Source organism: Gilvimarinus sp. 2_MG-2023, from assembly GCF_030547685.1.
Classification (GTDB): Bacteria; Pseudomonadota; Gammaproteobacteria; order Pseudomonadales; family Cellvibrionaceae; genus Gilvimarinus.
The window spans coordinates 22,170-42,640 of record NZ_JAUOQM010000040.1 but is presented as its reverse complement, the minus strand read 5'-3'; the positions used below and the strand labels follow the sequence as shown (position 1 = coordinate 42,640).

General features: G+C 52.9%; 23 protein-coding genes. 12 read left to right on the top strand and 11 right to left on the bottom strand.

The features are described from left to right. Positions 1-61 precede the first annotated feature (61 nt). Entirely contained in the window at positions 62-1,210 is a 1,149-nt protein-coding gene (locus tag Q4526_RS08680) for a TRAP transporter substrate-binding protein (RefSeq protein ID WP_215976664.1), read from the top strand. Positions 1,211-1,216: 6 nt separating this feature from the next. Here the strand turns inward: Q4526_RS08680 and Q4526_RS08675 are convergent, their stop codons facing one another. Beyond that, positions 1,217-1,489: a YdeI/OmpD-associated family protein gene (locus tag Q4526_RS08675; RefSeq protein WP_215976663.1), complete on the bottom strand. Its 273-nt coding sequence runs from the start codon at positions 1,487-1,489 to the stop codon at positions 1,217-1,219. A 300-nt stretch (positions 1,490-1,789) separates the two neighbouring features. Here Q4526_RS08675 and Q4526_RS08670 point away from each other — a divergent pair, with 300 nt between their 5' ends. From Q4526_RS08670 to Q4526_RS08660, 3 genes are all read left to right on the top strand, one after another. Then, complete coding sequence (locus Q4526_RS08670) at positions 1,790-2,494, top strand: tetratricopeptide repeat protein (RefSeq protein WP_215976662.1); 705 nt, start codon at positions 1,790-1,792, stop codon at positions 2,492-2,494. 263 nt (positions 2,495-2,757) lie between these two features. Then, positions 2,758-3,645, top strand: a complete 888-nt coding sequence (locus Q4526_RS08665) for a sensor histidine kinase (RefSeq protein WP_303609595.1) — start codon at positions 2,758-2,760, stop codon at positions 3,643-3,645. Further along, positions 3,638-4,240 (top strand): response regulator transcription factor, encoded by a 603-nt coding sequence (locus Q4526_RS08660; RefSeq protein ID WP_215976660.1) that lies wholly within the window; start codon positions 3,638-3,640, stop codon positions 4,238-4,240. Before Q4526_RS08665 ends, Q4526_RS08660 begins: the two co-directional genes overlap by 8 nt. A 50-nt stretch (positions 4,241-4,290) precedes the next feature. Here the strand turns inward: Q4526_RS08660 and Q4526_RS08655 are convergent, their stop codons facing one another. From Q4526_RS08655 to Q4526_RS08630, 6 genes are all read right to left on the bottom strand, one after another. Then, positions 4,291-4,884, bottom strand: a complete 594-nt coding sequence (locus tag Q4526_RS08655) for a YceI family protein (protein ID WP_215976659.1) — start codon at positions 4,882-4,884, stop codon at positions 4,291-4,293. 16 nt (positions 4,885-4,900) lie between these two features. After that, positions 4,901-5,455: a cytochrome b gene (locus Q4526_RS08650; RefSeq protein WP_215976658.1), complete on the bottom strand. Its 555-nt coding sequence runs from the start codon at positions 5,453-5,455 to the stop codon at positions 4,901-4,903. A 232-nt stretch (positions 5,456-5,687) separates the two neighbouring features. Further along, complete coding sequence (locus Q4526_RS08645) at positions 5,688-6,089, bottom strand: acyl-CoA thioesterase (protein ID WP_215976657.1); 402 nt, start codon at positions 6,087-6,089, stop codon at positions 5,688-5,690. A gap of 107 nt (positions 6,090-6,196) precedes the next feature. Next, on the bottom strand, positions 6,197-7,555 hold the full coding sequence (locus tag Q4526_RS08640; protein WP_215976656.1) for a TRAP transporter large permease subunit: 1,359 nt from the start codon (positions 7,553-7,555) through the stop codon (positions 6,197-6,199). After that, positions 7,548-8,093 carry a TRAP transporter small permease subunit gene (locus Q4526_RS08635; RefSeq protein ID WP_215976655.1) on the bottom strand — a complete coding sequence of 182 codons (546 nt, stop codon included), beginning with the start codon at positions 8,091-8,093 and terminating at the stop codon, positions 7,548-7,550. The genes Q4526_RS08640 and Q4526_RS08635 overlap by 8 nt, the downstream gene beginning before the upstream one ends. A gap of 56 nt (positions 8,094-8,149) precedes the next feature. After that, entirely contained in the window at positions 8,150-9,430 is a 1,281-nt protein-coding gene (locus Q4526_RS08630) for a M48 family metalloprotease (RefSeq protein WP_303604584.1), read from the bottom strand. Positions 9,431-9,511: 81 nt separating this feature from the next. Here Q4526_RS08630 and Q4526_RS08625 point away from each other — a divergent pair, with 81 nt between their 5' ends. The 4 genes from Q4526_RS08625 to Q4526_RS08610 all read left to right on the top strand — a co-directional run bounded on the left by Q4526_RS08625 (position 9,512) and on the right by Q4526_RS08610 (position 12,126). Beyond that, positions 9,512-9,988 carry a DUF4265 domain-containing protein gene (locus Q4526_RS08625; protein ID WP_215976654.1) on the top strand — a complete coding sequence of 159 codons (477 nt, stop codon included), beginning with the start codon at positions 9,512-9,514 and terminating at the stop codon, positions 9,986-9,988. Positions 9,989-9,994: 6 nt separating this feature from the next. Beyond that, on the top strand, positions 9,995-10,768 hold the full coding sequence (gene yaaA / locus Q4526_RS08620; protein WP_215976653.1) for a peroxide stress protein YaaA: 774 nt from the start codon (positions 9,995-9,997) through the stop codon (positions 10,766-10,768). A gap of 65 nt (positions 10,769-10,833) precedes the next feature. Beyond that, the gene (locus tag Q4526_RS08615) at positions 10,834-11,640 is read left to right on the top strand and encodes a response regulator (RefSeq protein ID WP_215976652.1); all 807 of its coding nucleotides are present in this window, start codon (positions 10,834-10,836) and stop codon (positions 11,638-11,640) included. 12 nt (positions 11,641-11,652) lie between these two features. Continuing rightward, a complete protein-coding gene (locus Q4526_RS08610; protein WP_215976651.1) occupies positions 11,653-12,126 on the top strand; it encodes a nucleoside deaminase in 474 nt (157 codons plus the stop codon). Here the strand turns inward: Q4526_RS08610 and Q4526_RS08605 are convergent. Then, positions 12,120-12,635 (bottom strand): hypothetical protein, encoded by a 516-nt coding sequence (locus Q4526_RS08605; protein ID WP_215976650.1) that lies wholly within the window; start codon positions 12,633-12,635, stop codon positions 12,120-12,122. The two genes, Q4526_RS08610 and Q4526_RS08605, sit on opposite strands and share 7 nt — an antisense overlap. A gap of 203 nt (positions 12,636-12,838) precedes the next feature. Between Q4526_RS08605 and Q4526_RS08600 the strand changes: the two genes are divergently transcribed. The 3 genes from Q4526_RS08600 to Q4526_RS08590 are packed head-to-tail and all read left to right on the top strand — an operon-like array spanning position 12,839 to position 17,338. Then, positions 12,839-14,047 carry an efflux RND transporter periplasmic adaptor subunit gene (locus tag Q4526_RS08600; protein WP_215976649.1) on the top strand — a complete coding sequence of 403 codons (1,209 nt, stop codon included), beginning with the start codon at positions 12,839-12,841 and terminating at the stop codon, positions 14,045-14,047. After that, positions 13,992-15,971: a MacB family efflux pump subunit gene (locus Q4526_RS08595; RefSeq protein WP_303609594.1), complete on the top strand. Its 1,980-nt coding sequence runs from the start codon at positions 13,992-13,994 to the stop codon at positions 15,969-15,971. Before Q4526_RS08600 ends, Q4526_RS08595 begins: the two co-directional genes overlap by 56 nt. Before the next feature lie 2 nt (positions 15,972-15,973). Next, entirely contained in the window at positions 15,974-17,338 is a 1,365-nt protein-coding gene (locus Q4526_RS08590) for a TolC family protein (protein ID WP_215976648.1), read from the top strand. On the opposite strand, the gene Q4526_RS08585 is transcribed toward Q4526_RS08590, so the two are convergent. Further along, entirely contained in the window at positions 17,335-17,856 is a 522-nt protein-coding gene (locus Q4526_RS08585) for a hypothetical protein (protein ID WP_215976647.1), read from the bottom strand. The genes Q4526_RS08590 and Q4526_RS08585 overlap by 4 nt on opposite strands. Before the next feature lie 186 nt (positions 17,857-18,042). Here Q4526_RS08585 and Q4526_RS08580 point away from each other — a divergent pair, with 186 nt between their 5' ends. Then, positions 18,043-18,579: a hypothetical protein gene (locus Q4526_RS08580; RefSeq protein ID WP_215976646.1), complete on the top strand. Its 537-nt coding sequence runs from the start codon at positions 18,043-18,045 to the stop codon at positions 18,577-18,579. 110 nt (positions 18,580-18,689) lie between these two features. Here the strand turns inward: Q4526_RS08580 and Q4526_RS08575 are convergent, their stop codons facing one another. Continuing rightward, complete coding sequence (locus tag Q4526_RS08575; RefSeq protein WP_215976645.1) at positions 18,690-19,289, bottom strand: DUF1287 domain-containing protein; 600 nt, start codon at positions 19,287-19,289, stop codon at positions 18,690-18,692. 27 nt (positions 19,290-19,316) lie between these two features. Beyond that, positions 19,317-20,468, bottom strand: coding sequence for a DUF3570 domain-containing protein (locus tag Q4526_RS08570; protein WP_215976644.1), 1,152 nt, complete (start codon positions 20,466-20,468; stop codon positions 19,317-19,319). Positions 20,469-20,471: the final 3 nt, after the last annotated feature.

Genomic DNA, 20,471 nt, shown 5'->3' with positions numbered 1-20,471 from the left:
GTTCTGCGTTCTGCGTTCATCATGCTAACATTGCCTAAATAGCCACCCAGAACAATAAAACATGACTCAATCGCGCACATTTAATTACACACCTCTTATTATTCTCGGCTTAGTCGCCCTATCGGTACTGCTGTTCGCCGCACTGGTCATGAGCAAGTCAGGCTCGACGGTGGGCACCAACACTCAAGAGCAAAGCCAACACCAATCAAGCTACCGCTGGCGTATGGTCACAACTTGGCCCAAAAACTTTCCAGGCTTAGGCACAGGTGCTGAAACCTTTGCCCGCTTAGTCAATGAAATGAGTAACGGCCGCTTGACGATCCACGTTCACGGCGCGGGTGAAATTGTACCCGCCATGGGCGTGTTCGATGCGGTGTCATCGGGCAGTGTCGAGATGGGCCACTCCGGTGCCTATTATTGGCGCGGTAAATCCCCCGCCACGCAATTCTTTACCACCGTGCCCTTTGGTATGAACGCGCAAGAGATGAACGCCTGGCTCTACCACGGAGGCGGGATGGAGCTATGGCGCGAAGTGTATGCACCCTTTAACTTAATCCCCTTTCCCGCCGGCAGCACAGGCATTCAAATGGGTGGCTGGTTCAACAAAGAAATCAATACCCTTGACGATTTAAGCGGGTTAAAAATGCGCATTCCCGGGCTCGCCGGTGAGGTGTTTAACCGCGCTGGGGGTACCAGTGTCAATATTCCCGGTGGCGAACTTTACACCGCTCTGCAAACCGGTGTTATCGACGCCGCCGAATGGGTCGGCCCGGCCAACGACATGGCGTTTGGTTTTCACGAAATTGCACAGTATTACTATTACCCCGGCTGGCACGAGCCGGGGTCGATGATGGAGCTAATCATCAATAAAGACGCCTACAATTCTCTGCCTGCAGATTTACAGGCTATCGTCGCCAACGCCATTCGCGCCGCCAGCGCCGACATGCTCGATCATTACACCGCCACCAACAACGCCGCCTTGCAAAGCTTAATTAACAATCACGGCATAGAGTTAAAACGCTTCCCCGATGAGGTGTTACAAGAGTTGCGACAAATGACCGAAGAGGTCTTTCAGGAACAGGCCGCCGCCGACCCTATGTTTGCCAAGGTTTATCAATCCTACCAAGACTTTTTAACTAAGGCGGGGCAGTGGCATAAAGTCTCGGAAGAAACGTTTTATCAAGTGCGGCGCAATACTGCCCCCGAGTAACGGGCATTATTTATTTTTAGGCCGGTGTGAACACCCCGGCCAACAACAGGGCCGGCGTTTACCCGCCGCTAAATCACTCAATAAGCGGGCGATTCGCTTCTCGCGCGTCACCGATTTTTTAGCGTCTTCGACCCAGCATATCCACTCATTGCGCCCGAGCGGCGTCAGACTTTGCCACTGCTCGACACAAATCAAAGACTGCTTTAATGCACGACATACATCGTCAGGCAAGGCATGGACAACTCCTGGCAATAGAGCCTCTTTAAAGTCACTTTTCATTTTGATCACACACTCGAATATCGGCCTGCGCTAGGCGCCCCCGACAGCGGGCTCTGGCCGGATGAATAAATAAACGTTACCGTCAGTATAAGCGGCCAGCTCGTCAGTAGAGAATACCTCAGCTTACACTCTTCATCACTACTCCCACCTAAACACCTAAAACTTAAGGGTAACACCCTGACAATTGTCACTGCATCTTATGACAAGCCTCAATTACACTGAGGCGCGCCGTTAGAGATACTGATGACGTGCAGAGGCCAAAGCAATCTCGCAATGGTCAGCTCAATTAAGGAGACACCTATGCACTCATTCAGAAAAGTCACCCTAGCTCTTGTGACAGCCTGTGCCCTCAGCAGCGGCGTATGTCAGTCAGCACAAAGTGATATTGATGCCATCGAGCGCGCGTATATGAACGGTCAGACACAAAAGCTGACAGCACTGGCCAATCACCATCAAGATTATGAACAGTTTCTGGCGCAATTCCGATTAAGCGTAGCTTATAGTACTCACCAACAGGCCGATAAGGCCTTAGAGATAGTTCAGGGGTTGATTACCAAGTTGGAAGCCCATACGAAAAAACAGCCCGACGACGATGAAGCACTGACCTTACTGGCCTATGCATACAGTTATACGATTTCATTGGACCAAACGGTCGACGCGGCCGCCTACGCTCAACAATCTTACGCTGCGTTGACAAAGGCTGCGAGCCTGGCCCCTGACAACCCACGCGTACATCTTGTTCAAGGTATACTGCAATACCATACCCCCACCGCTTATGGCGGCAGTAAAGAAGCGGCAAAAAAATTCCTACAAGACGCTCTGGAAAATTATAACCATGATGTTAACTCTGGTGTTTATTGGGGCCACGGCGAAGCCCATATATGGCTGGGCCTAACGTATCTTGACTTAGGTAATCAGCGGCACGCTCTTGAGCACTTTCAGTCGGCGCTGGCACTGAACCCCGAAAATGGCTGGGCAAAATACCTAGTAAACATCAACTTTTAAAGCCACCGGCTTCGCTCCCAGCACCAGCGGGAGCTCCGCTAAGGATACCTATGAACCACTCACAACAAGATGATTTCAAATCTGTTTATACGATATCAAGCCCCTGGAGCTGGATATCGTATATGTTCAGTGCGTTTTATTTTTTCTCTTTTTTTAGCATACCGTTAACCACACAGTTTGTGTTAGCGTCTCTTTTATTTTACGGCTGTTTTACCGGCGCATATATTCGTTTAACCCGCTGCCCTAAGAATCAGGTTCTGATAATGCTTGTGTGTATGCTGGCACTCGGCATTATGGCCTCCGGCGTTAACCCATCGGCTGGCGTAATTTTTGGCTACACAACTTTTTTCGCGGGTTTTTATCTGTCCCGGGCAAAAGCAATAGTAGCGCTTTTATTAGTATGTGCCGGACTTTTCTTCTCTGCTTATATTTACGACCTATGGGTAGCCTATTATATTTTCCCAAGCTTGATTCCCAGCATTTCTCTAAGCTTTTTGGGGCTTTATGTACAATCCATTAATCAACAAGAATACCGCGAAGCGAAAAATACAGCCGAAAAGCAGCAATTAATACAAATAGCCGAGCGCGAACGCATTGCACGGGACTTACACGATACCTTGGGTCACACCTTATCAAGCATTGCGCTAAAATCTCAGCTTGCGAAAAAGCTGGGCGATAAAGGACAACTTAACCAAGCACTCAACGAAATTGATCAGGTGGCTAACATTGCTAGCGAAGCATTAAGCGAGGTTCGTCAGGTGATCACCGGCTACCGAACAAAAGGCCTGCCCTATCAACTCGACAATCTACAAGAAAAGCTAATCGCTGCAGGCTTTGATGTCAACATAGCCAATAAAGCTGCAAGCACAGACACCAAGATTGAGGCCGCCGTTATATTGATGATAACAGAGTGTGTTACTAATATTGTTCGCCACAGCTCCGGAAATAAAGTTAACATATCACTGACGAGTACTAAAAAATCACTCTCTGTAGTGGTACAAGATAACGGGCAACCTCAAGGCTCCATCCAAAAAGGTTATGGACTTACCGGCATGTCAGAGCGAGTACAGGCGTTAGGAGGTACAATGAAAATTATCACTACCGACGGCTTTACTATCCACACTAACCTACCGGTGTCGCCCCATGATTAACATTGTATTAGCGGAAGATCAGACTCTGGTACGCGGTGCGCTACGCGCCTTGCTGCAAATGGAAGGTGATATACGGGTAGTCTCTGAAGCCAGCAATGGCAAAGAGGCGCTCGCGCAATTACATAAGCACAGCGTAGACCTGCTACTAACCGATATTGAAATGCCGCAAATGAGCGGCATTGAACTTATTGAGCAGTGTCGACAGCTTCACCCGAGTCTAAAAACTGTCATCGTCACGACCTTTGGCCGTTCCGGCTATATAAAACGTGCCTTAGCGGCCGGTGTCGAAGGATTTTTACTGAAAGATTCCCCGTCCGAAGAATTGGCCGCGGCTATTCGAGCCGTTATGAAGGGTAAAAAAGTGATAGACCCGGAGCTTGCGATTGCCGCACTCGGGGATAATGATCCATTATCCAATAAAGAAAGAAAGGCCCTACAGCTGGCAGCCAAAGGTAAATCAACTGCCGACATAGCCACTGCACTTTTTTTATCTGAGGGCACTGTGCGCAACTATCTGTCCGAAGCTATTGCAAAATTAAATGCCACTAACCGTATCGACGCGGCACGTATTGCCAAACAAAAAGGCTGGCTCTAAAAAAAAACCGGCTAAAACGCCGGCTTTTTAGTTATCAGCCGTAAAAACGACTACTTTCGAATACCTTCAATATGCAGCTCAAGCTCGACTACCTGTGAGGCTGGCCCCAGGTCTTTTTCAATGCCAAAATCTTGCAGGCGAATTTCAGTTTCACCTTCAAAGCCGACCCGATAGCCACCCCAGGGGTCTTTACCTTCGCCGACCTTTTCCACCTCAATGGTGATTTCTTTGGTGACACCGCGCAGGGTTAAGTCGCCCACCAAATCGAACTCTTCATCGTCAACATCCACCACTTTAGTGCTGACAAAAGTCGCCTCGGGAAACTCTTCCACCGCCAGAAAATCATTGCTGCGCAAGTGCTTATCGCGCTCCGCATGATTACTGTCGATACTGGTGGTATCGATAGTGACCGAGATTTTACTCGCCGCCACATCTTCAGCATCGTAAGTAAAATCACCACTAAAATCGTTAAAGCGGCCCAGCAGTAAGCTGTAACCCAAATGAGGAATTTTAAAATTGATCGAGGCGTGGGCACCTTTGGTGTCAATTACATAATCGGCGGCAAACGCCTGTGTCGACAGCAAGGCGGTGGCAAGTGCAACTCCGGCCGCTGATCCTTTTAATACAGTATTGAGTGATTTCATTATCCTCTCCTTTGATTCATTGATTTTTTACCGGTCGGACAATACGCTTTAAAGTATCGTCCTTTAAAACAAAATGATGCCCCAATGCGGCCAGTGCATGTAAGCTGGCAAAGACAATAATCGCCCAAGCTAAAAGCCAGTGGACAGTGCCGGCCAAATCCACATTACCAGGCTCTAACTCCAGCAACACAGGAAAACTCACCCAGCCAAAGATCTCGGGGGCTGAACCTTCAGCCGTGGTAATTAAATAACCCGTCGCCATAACAGTAAACACCAAGGCATACAAAACCACTTTAACCGCGCTCGAAGCGAGCCGTATCAGGCGAGTATGCTCTGGTAATGGGTTAGGTGAGCGACTCAGTAATCGCCACAATAGTCGCACCGACATCAACACAAACAAAATTAAACCGACACTGACGTGTACATCAGGCCCCTTGTGATACCACTCGTCGTAGTAACCCAAGCTTGTCATGTACAACCCCAGTGCGAACAAAAAAATAATGCTGCCGGCGCTAACCCAGTGCAACACAATGGTTACTAAACCATATCCTTGGGGCTGGTCTTTTATCATTGCTATCTTCCTGTTGCCGTAAAGCCAAAAGTCACTCTACAAACCTATCCTTACATCGGGCATGTGCTGTTACTTAGACGGCCCTTACTCGATTCAGTTCTACCATAATGGTTAAGTTAACAAACTAAAATACAAAAGACGGGTTAAGAATTGTGAGGTGAGTCTAACGAATTGACCTAAAATGTCAGTAGGCGAGAGCGCCCAAGCTGAGAGGGCGCTAGCGAGTAACCACTTAAGGCTCTACCGACCGGGTGCGCCCGTTATCATCGATCGCCACATAGACATATTCACCTTCCGTGACCTTCGCCACCTCACCGTTGCGATGATCTTTAATCCACACCTCGATCATAATACGAATCGAGGAGCGACCCACCTCGACCTCTTCGGCGTAAACACTGACAGTGGCGCCCACCGGCACCGGGCGCAAAAACACCATGCTGCCCACCGCCACGGTGGTCACACGGCCCCGGGCAATATTTTGCGCGAGTATTGCACCGCCAATGTCCATTTGTGACATCAACCAACCACCGAAAATATCCCCATAAGGGTTGGTGTCAGCCGGCATTGAGAGGGTTTGCAGAGTCAGCACTCCGCGTGGCGTCGGGTCTTCATCCAGACTACCGTGCATAGACATGAGCTTTACCTTATTAAGTTTTGGCCCCGAACCTTACCGAGGCAGTTTACATTGATTGGACATCTCTCCGGACAAATTGTCAGTGTGCCAAGAGTACATTTAATTGTTTAAGCCCATGTGACCAGTTGCGGCCACAGCGCTAAAACAAGCAACAGCAGCAATTGCAAACCAATATAGGGCGCAACGCCCCGATAAATGGCAGAGGTTGGCACCGAATCGGGCGTAACCCCCCGCAAATAGAACAGCGCAAAGCCAAATGGCGGTGTCAGGAACGATGTCTGCAAATTGATGGCAATCATAATGCCAAGCCAGACCGGATCCACCCCCATTGCCAAAAGAACCGGCCCCACAATGGGCACAACGACAAAAGTAATTTCAATAAAATCGAGGATAAAGCCCAGTAAAAAAATCACCAGCATCACCACCACCATCGCGCCAAATACCCCTCCGGGTAATTGTTCGAAGAGATGGTGAACCAACTCCTCCCCGCCAAAGCCGCGAAACACCAGCGAAAACAAGGAGGCGCCAATCAGGATAGTAAAAATCATGGCGCTGACGCGGGTGGTGGCACGCATCACCTCGCGCAGACGCGGTAAGTCCAGCTGACGCTTGACCGCCGCCAGTATTAAAGCCCCCAGCGCCCCGACACCGGCAGCCTCCGTCGGGGTGGCAATACCGAGAATAATCGAGCCCAGCACCAGGGTAATAAGTACCAACACTGGCACCAACGACAATAACAGCCGCCCGCGGCTAATGTTTTCGGCGCCTTCCGGTTCGCGCACCGAGGGTGCGCTAGCGGGCCTTACTTTTGCCACAATCAACAAATAGACCATATACATGATCACCAGCAGCAGGCCCGGCACGATGGCACCCACAAACAAATCCCCCACCGAGACCGTCTGTAAATTTATCACCCCCAATTTCAGCTGGGCCTGTTGATAGGCACTGGACAGCACATCGCCCAAGAGTACCAGCGCAATGGAGGGCGGGATTATCTGCCCCAGAGTGCCGGTTGCGCAGATAGTCCCGGTTGCCAGTGCCGGCTGATAACCATGCTTTAACATGGTGGGCAGCGACATCAGGCCCATGGTGACCACCGTTGCCCCCACAATGCCGGTACTGGCCGCCAATAGGGCACCGACCACAATCACCGACAAGCCAAGACCGCCGGGCAATCCGCCGCACACCTTGGCCATATTGCTGAGCAGCTCCTGCGCTAAGCGCGATTTTTCCAGCATCACGCCCATAAATACAAACAGCGGCACCGCCACAAGCGTGTAATTACTCATAATGCCGAACAGGCGGCCGGGAAAGGTCAGCAGTAGCGCCGGGTCAAACACGCCGGCAATAATACCGCTGCCGGCAAATAACAGGGCAACACCGGCTAAGGTAAACGCTACCGGGTAGCCCAGCATTAGCGCCAGACAAACCACTAAAAACATAACCAGCGGTAAATACTCAATCATGGGTATGCGCCTGTAGCAGTACCAAAACGGCGCGAATAAGCTCAGCCAAGACGGCCAGGAACAAGCTGACCGCGAACAGTACAATTAAACTTTTCAGGCCATAGACCAAGGGCAAGCCGCCGGCATCAGTGGACACCTCAGCAATCAACCACGAGCTGCGCACATAGCGCCAACTGATGGCGGCGACAAACACACAAAGGGGCATTGAAAACACCAAGCTACCCAGGGCATCCACCCAGGCTCGGCCGCGCGCACTCATTTTGCGGTAGAAGATATCGACCCTGACCTGCTCGGCGTGCTTTAGGGCAAAGCCGGCACCCAACAAAAACACCGCGGCGTGCATATAAACCACCGACTCCTGTAGCCCGGCCGAGCCCAACCCCAAAAATCGGCGGACAATCACCACCAGACAGGTCACCACCACCATCACTAAGGTGAGCCAGGCAACGCCGCGCCCGGTCCACTCCGTAAACTGATCGAGCCATCGCAAATAAACGGGTATAAGGGCAGGTTTTTCTGCCGGAGAAGAAGACGCCATGAGTTGCCAATTTGTTATTGTAAGGCGCCCAGTATAGCGGGCGCCTTAGTGAGTATCTACTGAGTAGCTTGCTGCATTTGTTGCAGTCGCGATTGGGCTTTTTGCCCCAATTCACCACCGCCCTGGGCCGCCATTTGAAAATACTCTAACGCTTGCTGTTGTTGTCCATCCGCGAGGGCATACTCACCCAAATAGTAAGCCGCTATTTGGGTGGGCAGCAGCGCCATACTCTTTTCTAGGTCGCGGGCGGCATTGTCGGTCTTTTTCAGCTGATCAAAGGCTAGGGCGCGGTAAATATAAGGGCGGAAAAACTCCGGGTTGGCTGCAACCGCCCGATCGAGTGCGGCGGCTGACTGACTAAAGTCCTCATCGGCGGCGTGTAATCGCCCCTTAAGCTCCCAAAACAGCGTCTCATTCGGTTGCTGCTTAACGGCCTTATCCAGCAACTGATACGCCCGGGCTCGATCATCTCCGGCAGCTTGCAGTGCCTGCTGATAATTATCATAAGCCCCGGCATCTTCTTTAAGCTGAGCAATCGCGCGCTGGTAGGCGGCGCGATTGCGGTCCCCACCGGTGTATTGAGCGACCATTTCACGGTTGCGGTCCACCCGGGTTTGGGAGGGCGGGTGGCTGGCAAAGAAACTCTCCAACCAGCCGGACTGGCGCCCTTCGCTTAATTTAACAAAGGCTTGTTGCAGCTCCACGGCTCCCTGGGGGTCATAACCGGCCGCTACCATATATTTAATACCGTACTTATCCGACTCTAACTCCTGGCCCTGGCCGTACTGCGCCTGCCAGGCCTGCGCGCCAACACCCAATGCGCCCATAGCCAAACCTGCAGTTTGCTCCCCCTGGGATGACAGAGCGGCCCCGGCCGCCACCAGGCCGACATTGAGCAAGGTGCCGCGGGTTTGTTGCTGAGCACTGTGGCGGGCCGCCGCGTGGACGATCTCGTGGCCCAGCACAGCCGCCAGTTGCGCCTCATCTTCAAGCAGTACCAGCAATCCGCGGTTAATCGCTATTTTGCCGCCGGGCAGCGCCCAGGCATTGGGCACACCATTGTTGAGCACCACAAATTCGTAGGGCAGGTCGGGGCGATCACTGACCGCGGCCAATTTTTGGCCGACCCGGTTGATATACACGTTCAGGTCGGGGTCCACCACATAGCGTCCACCTTGCGACTGCTGGCTCGGGCCATATTGCTGCGCGCCAATGGCCACCTCTTGCGCAGGCGACATCAGTGACAGTTCTTGCTCACCCGTCACCGGGTTCACACTGCACGCAGTGGCCAGCCCGGCCAGTAATACTATGGATACTATTGATCGAACCAATTTCACAACTCTCTCCTTTGGTTGGTATAACCTGTGCCTGAGGCGCAAAGTCTTTATAATGCCGTATTTTACCGATACAGAGGTTACATGGAATCACTGCAAGCAATTGAGCTCTTCGCCGGTCTTAAACCCGACGGCCAGCCCATGGTAGAGCGCCTGCCCGTCAAAGCGTTGCCCGATAATACCCTACAGTTGGTGCGCTCACCGGCTTTCGTCAAGGGTTTGGCCAGCGGCGATGTCATCAAAGCCGACACCGGCAAGCGCGAATTTGAAATTGTAAAACACAGTGGCAATCTAAGTGTACGCGTGTTCACAAAAAACGATGCCAGCACCCTGGCCGACCGCCTCAACGGCCCGGTAGCCAAATTGGGGGGCGAATTGGATTTTGAAACCCCGCGCATGTTGATATACAGCATACACGTTAGCTGTGGTTTCAATAACATCGAGGAAGTCTTCAACCCGATTTCCGGCGATGACGCCATGTGGCAATACGGCAATGTCTACGACCCCGCCGATGGCGTAACACCGCTGAACTGGTGGCAGGCAATCTTACAACCGGAGTAACTACACGTGTTAATGGTCATTTCCCCAGCCAAAACGCTGGATTTTGAGACCCCTGCGGTCACCGATAAGTCCTCCACCCCGGACTTTCTGAAAGACTCGCGCGCCCTAATCAAGGAGCTGCGCGAATTATCACCGGCCGATATTTCCGGTCTGATGAGCATCAGCGACAAGCTCGGCCTGCTCAACTTCGACCGTTTTCAGGCCTTTAAGACACCGTTTACCGCGAAAAACGCCAAACAAGCCGTTTTGGCTTTTCAGGGCGACGTCTACACCGGCCTCAATGCCGAGGCGTTTAAGGCGCGCGATTTCGATTTTGCCCAAAAGCACCTGCGCATCTTGAGTGGCCTGTACGGACTGTTGCGCCCGCTCGATTTAATCCAACCCTACCGGCTGGAAATGGGCACCAAGTTTCGCAATGCGCGCGGTGACAACTTATACCAATTTTGGGGCGAGTCGCTCACCCAGGCCCTCAATCAACAGTTGGCAGAGCAAAACAGCCACACCTTGATTAATCTGGCCTCCAACGAGTACTTTAAGGCCGTTAAGCCCAAACAGCTGGACGCCGACATTATTACCCCGGTATTCAAAGACTGGAAAAACGGTCAGTACAAAATCATTAGCTTTTTTGCCAAAAAAGCCCGCGGCATGATGAGCGCTTATATCATCGCCAACCGCATTAAGGATGCCGAGCAAATAAAAGCCTTTGATATGGATGGTTACGCCTTTGACCCCGAGCTGTCCTCCCAGCGCGACTGGGTATTTACTCGCCGCCAGGACTAAACCCCCACCTTGGGCGCCAAAATCGGCTATCCTAGAAGGTAGTCGTTACTTACAGAGGGCCAGGCATGGCTTTACGCATTCTTGTGGCGGATGACGCCGGCTTCATCCGCGACATGGTGAAAAAAAACCTGCGCGAACGCATACCCGGCGTAGAAATTTTTGAGGCCGCCGACGGCAGCCGCGCCCTGGCTGCGGCCAAGGGTCAAACCATGGACCTGATACTGTCTGACTGGGAGATGCCCAACCTCAGCGGTGAAGAGCTACTGCGCAGCCTGCGCAACGACGAGCGCTATCAAGCCACCCCGTTTATTATGATCTCCAGCCGCGGTGACCGCGCCCACGTGGTCAAGGCCGTTGAGGCCGGAGTCAACGACTATATTTCCAAGCCGTTTACCCCCGATGAGCTTATCCGCAAAGTTTTTAAACAGCTGAAAAAAATCGGCAAACTACCCAAGTTACCCGGTAAAGGCGGCCAGGTGCAGGGCAACCAAGGGCACGCCTTCGGCTCGGTGGATGTACTCACCGGCGGCGGGGCAAGTGAAACACCCGAAAAAGCCAGCCCACGCAAAAAATTCAAAGCGCAGATTCGCTTCGATAATAACAAGCCAGCGGTCGCCTGCGTGATTCGCGATTTAAACCTGCAAACTCTCAGTGCCGCCCTCGCCCGCGATAACGGCCTGCCCAACTTATTTGATCAAGTTGTGGTCGACATCGGGCAAGAAGGGGTGGCCGAACACGTGCAGCTCAACGCTTATGTGCACAGCCTGCAAGCTGCCGAGTCCATCCCCACCAGCCGGGTGGTCAAAGCTGTACTGCGCTTTATTGATAACGATGCGGCCAAATCCGAACAACTGTCACGCCTTATCGGCTAATGTAAAAGCACTATGAACTGCCCCCACACCCAGTTTTTGCAAGAATGTCTACAGCTTGCCAGTGACTCCGCCGCCAGCGGCGGTGGCCCCTTTGCAGCGCTGGTAGTCAAAAACAATACCGTCATTGCCCGCGCTTGCAATACAGTGACCACAGGCCTAGACCCAACCGCCCACGCCGAGGTCAACGCCATTCGCGCCGCCTGCCAAACTTTGCAGAGCCACCAACTGACCGACTGCATTATTTACTCCAGCTGTGAGCCCTGCCCCATGTGCCTGGGTGCCATCTACTGGGCGCGCCCAACTGCGGTTTACTTTGCCGCCGATCACAAACAAGCGGCGGCGGCCGGGTTTGACGATTCGTTTATTTACCGGCAAATAAAAAAGGACGGCGCCGATCGCACCATCCCTTTTCACCACGTGGATCTCAGTCAATCCGAGCGGCCTTTTTCCCGCTGGCAACAAAATAGCCAGCGAACCGATTACTGAGTGGGTGCCGGCTGCAGTAAATCCTTAAACTGTGGCTCGGGTGCTTGCATAAAAGTCTCGCGATCGGCCTCGGTCGCCGCTTCATTACACTCGCCCCGAATGGCCAGCTGGCCTCGCTTGGCGGACTCTTCCAAGGTCATGTAGCCCTCGCGACAAAAACCTGTCTGCTCAAGCTGAACCAGCAGAGCCTCGTGTGCCTCGGCCAGCATTTTGCCCGACTCCTCGGCGCCCTTATCACCGCGTTTATCGCCCCGGTCGCCGCCGCGCCCACCGCCGCCACCCGGCGGCCCACCAGACCGACCGCCCGAGGGGCGGCCACCGGCACGGCTCGAATCACCACCCGAGGCGCGCACCATTTGGAACATAAACATCTTTGAGCCGTTCTCGGTAATACTGGTGTGAAGCCGCTGCTCTAACACCGGCGCTTTGCGCTCGGGACCACTGGAGCAACCTGCTGCACTCAACAAAGCCGCACCCACAGCCGCCGCTAATATCCGCTTAATCCACATAGCCCAACCTCAAAAAAGAAAACCCTATTGTAAGTTGCGTTATGTTGCCTGAAGTTGCGCTACGTAAACTAAGGTAAACCCTTATTGCCGGCTCTTACACTACTTAAGCGGGAAGTAAAATAATGTATAAATGCCCTCTCAGGCGCACATAACCGGCGGTTTGTCCTTACAATACGCGCAGTCTTACTCAGGTTAAACGACAAATGAAATTATTCAGAAATAAACGCACATTAGTGCAGGTATCAGTCGTCGTCGTTATCGCATTATTGACACTGTTACTTGTTCACTACTTTACCCGTAACAGCGACAACCCAGAATATATTTGGCACACGGTCGAGCGCGGTTCAATCGAAAACGTTATCGCCGCCAGCGGCTCATTGGAGCCAAAAGACTATGTTGAAGTCGGCGCGCAGGTGTCAGGCCAGCTCGAGAGTTTGGCGGTGGATGTGGGCGATGTGGTTAAGCGTGGCCAACTGCTGGCCGAGATTGACGCCACAGTCTTTGAAACTAATGTCATGAGCGCCGAAGCCAGCCTGGAAAATAAACGCGCGCAGTTAGAAAAACTCTACGCCGAACAACACTTGGCCGAAGAGCGCTTAGAGCGCAACCGCAACCTGTTTGCCCAAAACGCTATTAGCCAAGATACCTTAACCGCTAGCGAAACCGACGTAAAAGGATTAACGGCAGATATTCGCGCTATGCAGGCACAAATTAAAGCCGATAGCGCATCGCTTGATGGCGACAAAGCCACGCTTAACTACGCCAAAATTTACGCCCCCATGGACGGCACTGTTGTCTCTATTGCCGTGCGTGAAGGGCAAACACTCAACGCTAATCAAAGCGCACCACTGATCATGAAAATTGCCGACTTGTCGGTACTCACACTGCGCACTGAAGTGTCTGAAGCCGATGTCACTCAAATTTATGCGGGCATGCCCGTTTATTTTTCCACCCTGGGCGCACCCGATAAACGCTGGTACTCCACCGTGCGCCAGGTATTGCCCACGCCGGAAGTGGTTAACGATGTCGTGCTCTACCAAGTGTTAATCGATATCGAAAACAAAGGTTCGCGTTTAATGGATTCCATGACCGCGCAGGTATTCTTTATTGAAGCGCAAGCCGAGGATGTACTGACCATTCCCACCGGCGCACTGCGCCGCGGCCCCAAGGGACCGAGTGTGATCAAACAAACCGCCGAGGGCAGCGAACGGGTGGCCGTTAAACTGGGCATGCGCACACGCACCCAAGTCGCCGTAACCTCCGGGCTCAGTGAGGGCGACAAAGTGGTGGCCGGTATTCGCAACCCCGACTCAAGCGCAACGTCAAACATTGACCGTCGCGCCGGTAACACCATGGGTGGACCACCGCCCGGTGGTGGCGGTGGTGGTGGAGGTCGTCGCGGTGGCTTCTAATGCACTGATCAAGTTGTCGGGTATTGGCCGCTATTATCAATTGGGTGAAACCCGGGTAGACGCTCTAAAAGATGTATCGCTCACCATCGAGCGCGGTGAGTTTGTCGCCATTATGGGCCAGTCCGGCTCGGGTAAATCGACGCTGATGAATATTCTCGGCTGTCTGGATCAACCCTCAAGCGGCACTTACGAGGTAGACGGCATCAATGTGGCCGAACTCAATGCCGATGAACTCTCGGCACTGCGTTTAAACACTTTTGGTTTTGTTTTCCAACGCTATCAATTGTTGGCCAATATCACTGCCCTCGATAACGTTGCTATGCCGGGCATTTACAAAGGCCAAGACCGTGCGAGCCGCCGCGAACGCGCCGGACAACTTTTGCAAAAACTCGGCATGGGTGAGCGCGCCCATCACAAACCGAGCGAACTTTCCGGCGGGCAACAGCAACGCGTGTCTATCGCCCGGGCACTGATTAACGGTGCCGAGGTTATTCTGGCCGATGAGCCCACCGGCGCACTCGACAGCCAAAGTGGCGAGCAGGTACTGGATTTACTGCAAACGCTTAACCGCGAAGGCGTGACCATTATTCTGATTACCCACGACCGTCATATTGCCGAGCACGCCGAGCGCGTTGTGTCGTTTAAAGACGGGCAACTGATCGATGACACCGGTGCTAGCGCGCAATCCGCTGAGGTGCCAGCTGCGCCCAAAAAAGTGCGCGTATTTCCCAGCATTAGTCTGTTTGAATCGGCGCGAATTGCGCTCGGTTCTTTGCGGGTAAATTTATTTCGCACGCTCCTGACCCTACTGGGTATTATAATCGGCGTTGCCAGCGTGGTACTGATGATTGCCATTGGCGAAGGCGGTAAAGCCGAAGTGCTCGAGCGCATCGAATCCATTGGTACTAATCTAATTTCCGTGCGCCCCGGCGGCAGCAATCTGCGCCGCGACAGCGGCAACATTGCCACTCTAACCGTCGAAGATGCCGAGGCCATTGAAGCGCTGCCCGGGGTGAAAGCCGTTGCCCCCGAGCGCAACTCGCGCTCGACTTTGCGCTACGGCAATAAAGATTACTCCGGTCGTATTCGCGGCACCACACCAAGCTACTTTACCGTGCGCGATTGGGAGTTATCGCAGGGGGTGTTTTTCGAACAAGACGATATCGACAACTACGCCTCAGTGATGGTGGTGGGCGCTACGGTGGCGGAAAGTTTGTTTGATACAGGCGAAAACCCAATCGGACGTTTTGTTCTGGTCAACAGCGCGCCCTATCAAATTATCGGCTTGTTAAAAGCCAAAGGGTCCGACCCATCCGGGCAGGATATGGATGATGAAGTTTTAATTCCATTGACCACGGCCCGATTAAAAATGTTTGGTCGCGCTCACCTTAGCAGCATTACCATTCAGGCCACGGATACCCAATCCGCCGCCCGGCTGGAAACCGACATCGAAACATTATTGGTAGAGCGCCATCAAGCCGAAGATGTTCAGGTGCGTTCCACCGAATCATTGGTGCAAGCTGTCACCGCCGCGCAAGATACATTAACGCTTTTACTCGGCTCCATTGCCGCCATCTCTTTGTTTGTCGGTGGGATAGGGGTCATGAATATTATGCTAGTCAATGTTTCGGAGCGCCGCCGCGAGATTGGCCTGCGTATAGCCACCGGTGCCAAACCTTCCGATATTTTGCGCCAGTTTAATATTGAAGCGTTAGTAGTGTGTTTTTTTGGAGGCGTACTGGGTATTATCATCGGCTTTGCTGGCGCATTGGTGGTGCGCAGTTTTGACGTCGCCATTACCTTTACCCTATTGCCGGCGGCACTGGCCTTTGCCACATCCATCGCCGTAGGCTTGGTGTTTGGTTTTATTCCCGCACGCAAGGCGGCTCGCTTAAACCCCATTACCGCACTGGCCGAGGAATAAAAATGCAGTATCGAATTTGGCTTATCAGTTTTATATTAACCGCCTGTGCCTTCAACCCCGAGCCACAGCAAAGTACGACACAAGCGCACACCGCCTATCAAAATGCACTGACTGGTACCGAGATCGCGCCGCTTACCGAAAGCACCTGGCAAGACTTTTTACCGGCCGAGCTGCAACATTATTTGCAGCAATTGCAAACGGACAACCTGGATTTACACATGGCCGAGTTGCGCATAGAGCGGGCCCGACAAGTGCTCAGCGCCAGCCGGGCCGACAACTGGCCCAGCGCAAGTGCCGGGTTAAGCAACAGCGACAATTTTGATAACAGCGGCCGCACCGGCAGCAGCAACAGTTTTGACATCAGCGCCAGTTACACCCTGGATCTTTGGGGCGAGCGCGCCGCGGGCATCAAGCTGCGCGAGGCTCAACTGCAAGTGGCAAATTGGGAAGCCCGCGCCAGCTTAATTGCTCTGCAAGCGCAGTTTATTCGCACTTACTTCGACACACTCAGCACTCAGTCACTGCGCCAAGTTGCCCAGCAAAATCTGACCGCCAGTGAAAAGCTATTGGCGCTGTTTGAACTCACCTACAACGCCGGCGGCACCTCGGGCCTGGAGTTGCGCCAACAAAAAAATCTGGTGTTGAATGCGCGCACTAAATTAGTCGGCCTAGAGAGCGAGCTAAATATTAACCGGCGCGCTCTGGCGATTATGTTGGGGCGCTTAGACTTGCAAACACCTGAACTTAACACCGACTTCGATGAACTCACTCTGCCTCAAGTGGCCGCCGTGCAAAGCGCACAACTGCTGCAACAGCGTCCCGATATTCAAATTGCCACCTTAGCGCTGGCCGAAAACGAGGCTTTGATTCACCAGGCTAAAACGGCGCGCTGGCCGGATCTTAGCTTGAGTCTCAATTGGGGTATTGACGATATTCTGAATGGGGCCAGCGAATGGGCGGGCAGTATTCGCGAAGCCGCTTCGCTACTGTTGTTTGACGGCGGACAAACCCGTGCCCAAATACGCATCGCCGAGCTAGACGCCGATATCGATTACGCCAGCTACCAATACACCGTAGCCGACGCCTATCGCGACACCATCGACCAGCTTGAAACCCAGCGGTTAAGATCACAGCAATTAGACATTGCGCAGGATAAATTCGCTAACAATCAAAGTCTGTATGATATTGCCAAGGCCCGCTTTGACGCTGGCGATACGGATTTTTTAAACTTGCTCCTCGCCCAACAAAGCTGGTTTAGCGCCAAAGAAGAGTTAGTCGCGAGCAAATTGAATTACCTACAGGCACTGGTCAGCGTGTACGAGGCTATGGGATCGACCCCGGCACTGGCTGACAACACAGAAGTTTAAGCGTAAGCAGATAAACCTAAACGGGGGGCGGGACCCGATTGCACCTCGCGATACGCGGCAATGGGAGCGGGCAAGCTGGATGTATCTTCGCGCTCAGGGTTGAGCGACTCCCAGAAACTGAGCGCCGAACGCAAATCGCTAAAACCCAAAGTTGAAGCACCGCCAGAACCACTTGGCCCTGCGCCCACAGTTGTCGGTTCGGCGGCGGCAATAAAATCACCGGCTTGGTTATCACGCGATGCCTGTTCACGGTTTTGGCCGTTTTGGTCGGCGCGCTCAATAAACAGCTCAATTAAAGGGTCGAGCTGGCTGACTTCCCCGGTTTGAGTGCCTTCATCCAGCCGCTCGACCGAGCGCCGATTGTCGTTGTTGTCACGCCGGGGCGATTCGACCTGATTGACCGGCCGGCTCGAGCGCTCGGCCGGATTGACCCGCCCGGGCTCAGACACTGCCTCGGTCGGGCGCAGCGTTGCGCCTTGCAACGCATACAGATTGTAAGAAGAGGCGGACTGAATCACACAAATACCCGAGTTTTTCACGGTCGACAGGGTTTAAAAAATAGCCAATTTGGCAAATAAATACCAGCTTTTACGTGAAAAAATGCAATTTTTTCTGCCAAGGCTATAAATTGCCAAACGCGACCTTGCCACGAACCGCGTCTTTATTCACCATATCGGCTCGCTTTTATCTGTCGGATATCAACCTTGTTTACTCTCCCCACTCCCACCCAGTTCAGCGCTTTTAAAGCCGGTATTGGTCTGCTGACCTTACTTGTCGGCGCCTGTGTACAAGCCGCAACCTATCAACCTAGCGCAGCTGAGCAAGCCCGGGCCGATCAAGCCTACCGAGCCTTTAGCACCGCCATGCGCGACGCCGACTACGAGCGCGCCTACCAACAGCTGCACGCTCGCCTAAAAAAAGCCCAAAGCTTGACCGAATGGCGGGCCGGCGAAGAGCGTTTTGCGCGCGCGGCGGGCACTCTAGTGGGATTTTTTAACCCCCGCGCCAGCTGGCATTTCGATCCACCGAACGCCCTAGAGCCCGGTTTTTACGTAGAGTATCGCCATCAATGCCGCTACGCCCGGCTCGACCCCTGCTACGAAATACTGGTGCTATTTTCCCCTATGGGGGAGCACTTTTCCCTCATTCGTCACAGCCGCCACTATATAAACACCCAAACCGGTAAACGCTCCGGCGAGTTTATCCATATTCCAGGGCAGCACTCGCGAATACGGCAGTAAGGTCTAAGGTCTGAGGTCTGAGGTCTGAGGTCTGAGGTCTGAGGTCTGAGGTCTGAGGACAATAATCAGCTTTAATGAAAAAACCTTTAATGCAAAGGCGAGTAAGACAATTAATCGATGTGCACATCGGGGCGGTAACGATAGTGGCCGGTTATAGGGTAGGCAAACAACACATCCTCAAGGCGCGGCCCGGCACCGATATTATGCACAATGAGCGGGCGATTTGTCTGCGCGGACATTTGATTGGTAACAATACCAATATGGGGCAAGTTGCCCGGCAACATCCAACTGACAATATCACCGGCTTGGTAGTCGGCTGCGGTATTGCTTTGCGCAAGCTCGGTGCCGTGGCGGGCAAAAAAAGTTTGCAGATTGGGTACCCGGCGATGGTCAATATTCGTATCGGTTTTGCTCAGCCCCCACATTCGCTGCGACGGGTAAAGGTCAAAGTGCGCAAGCATATCCTCGTGCACTAATTGTTGTAAATCCACCCCCAGAGTGCGGTAAGCGCGAATCACAACATCGGTACAGACACCGATATGCTCTGGCACATCGCCATTGGGGTATCCAATCGCGCGGTAAGAGCCATCGTAGGTAATCTCGTGTTGTGTGCGCTCTTCAGCCGCACTCGCCAATTGCCGGTCAAATGTATCGGCACCGGCCAGCGGTGCAATCAGGAAAAAACCACAACACAGGGCCAACTTATCCATGGCGACACTCAATCCGAACGCATTGGCTTAATACCAAAACGAAAAATACAACCGAATAACATTGGCGTCGAAGTTATACATGGGCTCTTCGCCCACACTGGCCTGTTCCGTTAATACATTGCGAAAGTTTTGATAGTCGAACTGGAAGTGATCCCAATACAGATTCACTGTGCTCTTATCAAAAACCCAGAGCCACTTTTGCGGCACATTCCAAGTGACACCCAGACCGATGGTGTCGGAGGTGTATTCGCTCAGCTCTTTATCGCGGGCGAGGAAGTTTTGTGCATCGCGATAGGGGAATAAGTCCGCGTAGAAATCCGCTTGGGTTTGCTCATAGCTGCGGTATTTTAATTCAAACAACCAGCGCTCACCCACCGGGTGGGTGTAGCGCAGCGCCCAGTTGCTGGCGTCAATGCCCCAACTGTCCTGGTACCAGCGATAGTCGGCGCGCAAACTGGCGCGATAGGGCAAGTAGTAAATAGCGCGCAGGGCGGCGGCATCGGAATTTCGTGTTTCGGGGTAGAGCTCTTTTTGGTAACTAAAGCCCTGAGCCGCTGTGGTATCGAGATAGCGCACCTGGCGATAGGGATTATTTAAAAACCCTTCATCCACGGCGGACTCAACATTGATTGCAGCGATTAACGACTTGGTTAGAATTTGCGTTAAGTTCAGTTGGTAGCGGCGACGGGCCACATCTTCTTCGAAGGTGTCGTTGCCGTTTTGGCCGACCACATCCTCACCATAGCTCGCGCCCAGGGTTAATGTGGTCAGGTCACCAAAAAAACTTTGGCTGATATTAATGCTACCGGTTTGCGCACTGTAGTCGTTTTCTTCACTGCTGGTGTAACCGGCGCGAATAGTCGTGCGATCGTTTAGATACTCAGCGCCTACCGAATATTCGGTGCGCTCTTCGGTGTATTCACTGGCCGTAGCCAACACATCGATCGAGGCGCTGGAAACCATATCCACATAGTAGTTGGCTGACACGGCAAAACTGTTGCCGATATTTTTGCGCACCAGAACCGACGGCCCATCAATGGTGGCACCGCCGCCGTCGTAACTGTGGTACATCACATCCAAACGATCGGGGGCCAACACCTCGGCTTTAACCCAGCTGCAAGTCAGCAATAGTAGCGCTGCAACTAGAGCGGCCAGCGTTCTGCGTTCCGCGTTCTGCATTCC

Coding starts and splice junctions, on each gene's coding strand:
- Q4526_RS08575 (WP_215976645.1), bottom strand. CDS start 19,289: ATGGATAAGTTGGCCCTGTGTTGTGGTTTTTTCCTGATTGCACCGCTG.
- Q4526_RS08640 (WP_215976656.1), bottom strand. CDS start 7,555: ATGATTGAGTATTTACCGCTGGTTATGTTTTTAGTGGTTTGTCTGGCG.
- Q4526_RS08665 (WP_303609595.1), top strand. CDS start 2,758: ATGCTTGTGTGTATGCTGGCACTCGGCATTATGGCCTCCGGCGTTAAC.
- Q4526_RS08610 (WP_215976651.1), top strand. CDS start 11,653: ATGAACTGCCCCCACACCCAGTTTTTGCAAGAATGTCTACAGCTTGCC.
- Q4526_RS08625 (WP_215976654.1), top strand. CDS start 9,512: ATGGAATCACTGCAAGCAATTGAGCTCTTCGCCGGTCTTAAACCCGAC.
- Q4526_RS08680 (WP_215976664.1), top strand. CDS start 62: ATGACTCAATCGCGCACATTTAATTACACACCTCTTATTATTCTCGGC.
- Q4526_RS08605 (WP_215976650.1), bottom strand. CDS start 12,635: ATGTGGATTAAGCGGATATTAGCGGCGGCTGTGGGTGCGGCTTTGTTG.
- Q4526_RS08570 (WP_215976644.1), bottom strand. CDS start 20,468: ATGCAGAACGCGGAACGCAGAACGCTGGCCGCTCTAGTTGCAGCGCTA.
- Q4526_RS08675 (WP_215976663.1), bottom strand. CDS start 1,489: ATGAAAAGTGACTTTAAAGAGGCTCTATTGCCAGGAGTTGTCCATGCC.
- Q4526_RS08655 (WP_215976659.1), bottom strand. CDS start 4,884: ATGAAATCACTCAATACTGTATTAAAAGGATCAGCGGCCGGAGTTGCA.
- Q4526_RS08645 (WP_215976657.1), bottom strand. CDS start 6,089: ATGTCTATGCACGGTAGTCTGGATGAAGACCCGACGCCACGCGGAGTG.
- Q4526_RS08615 (WP_215976652.1), top strand. CDS start 10,834: ATGGCTTTACGCATTCTTGTGGCGGATGACGCCGGCTTCATCCGCGAC.
- Q4526_RS08650 (WP_215976658.1), bottom strand. CDS start 5,455: ATGATAAAAGACCAGCCCCAAGGATATGGTTTAGTAACCATTGTGTTG.
- Q4526_RS08670 (WP_215976662.1), top strand. CDS start 1,790: ATGCACTCATTCAGAAAAGTCACCCTAGCTCTTGTGACAGCCTGTGCC.
- Q4526_RS08600 (WP_215976649.1), top strand. CDS start 12,839: ATGAAATTATTCAGAAATAAACGCACATTAGTGCAGGTATCAGTCGTC.
- Q4526_RS08635 (WP_215976655.1), bottom strand. CDS start 8,093: ATGGCGTCTTCTTCTCCGGCAGAAAAACCTGCCCTTATACCCGTTTAT.
- Q4526_RS08660 (WP_215976660.1), top strand. CDS start 3,638: ATGATTAACATTGTATTAGCGGAAGATCAGACTCTGGTACGCGGTGCG.
- Q4526_RS08590 (WP_215976648.1), top strand. CDS start 15,974: ATGCAGTATCGAATTTGGCTTATCAGTTTTATATTAACCGCCTGTGCC.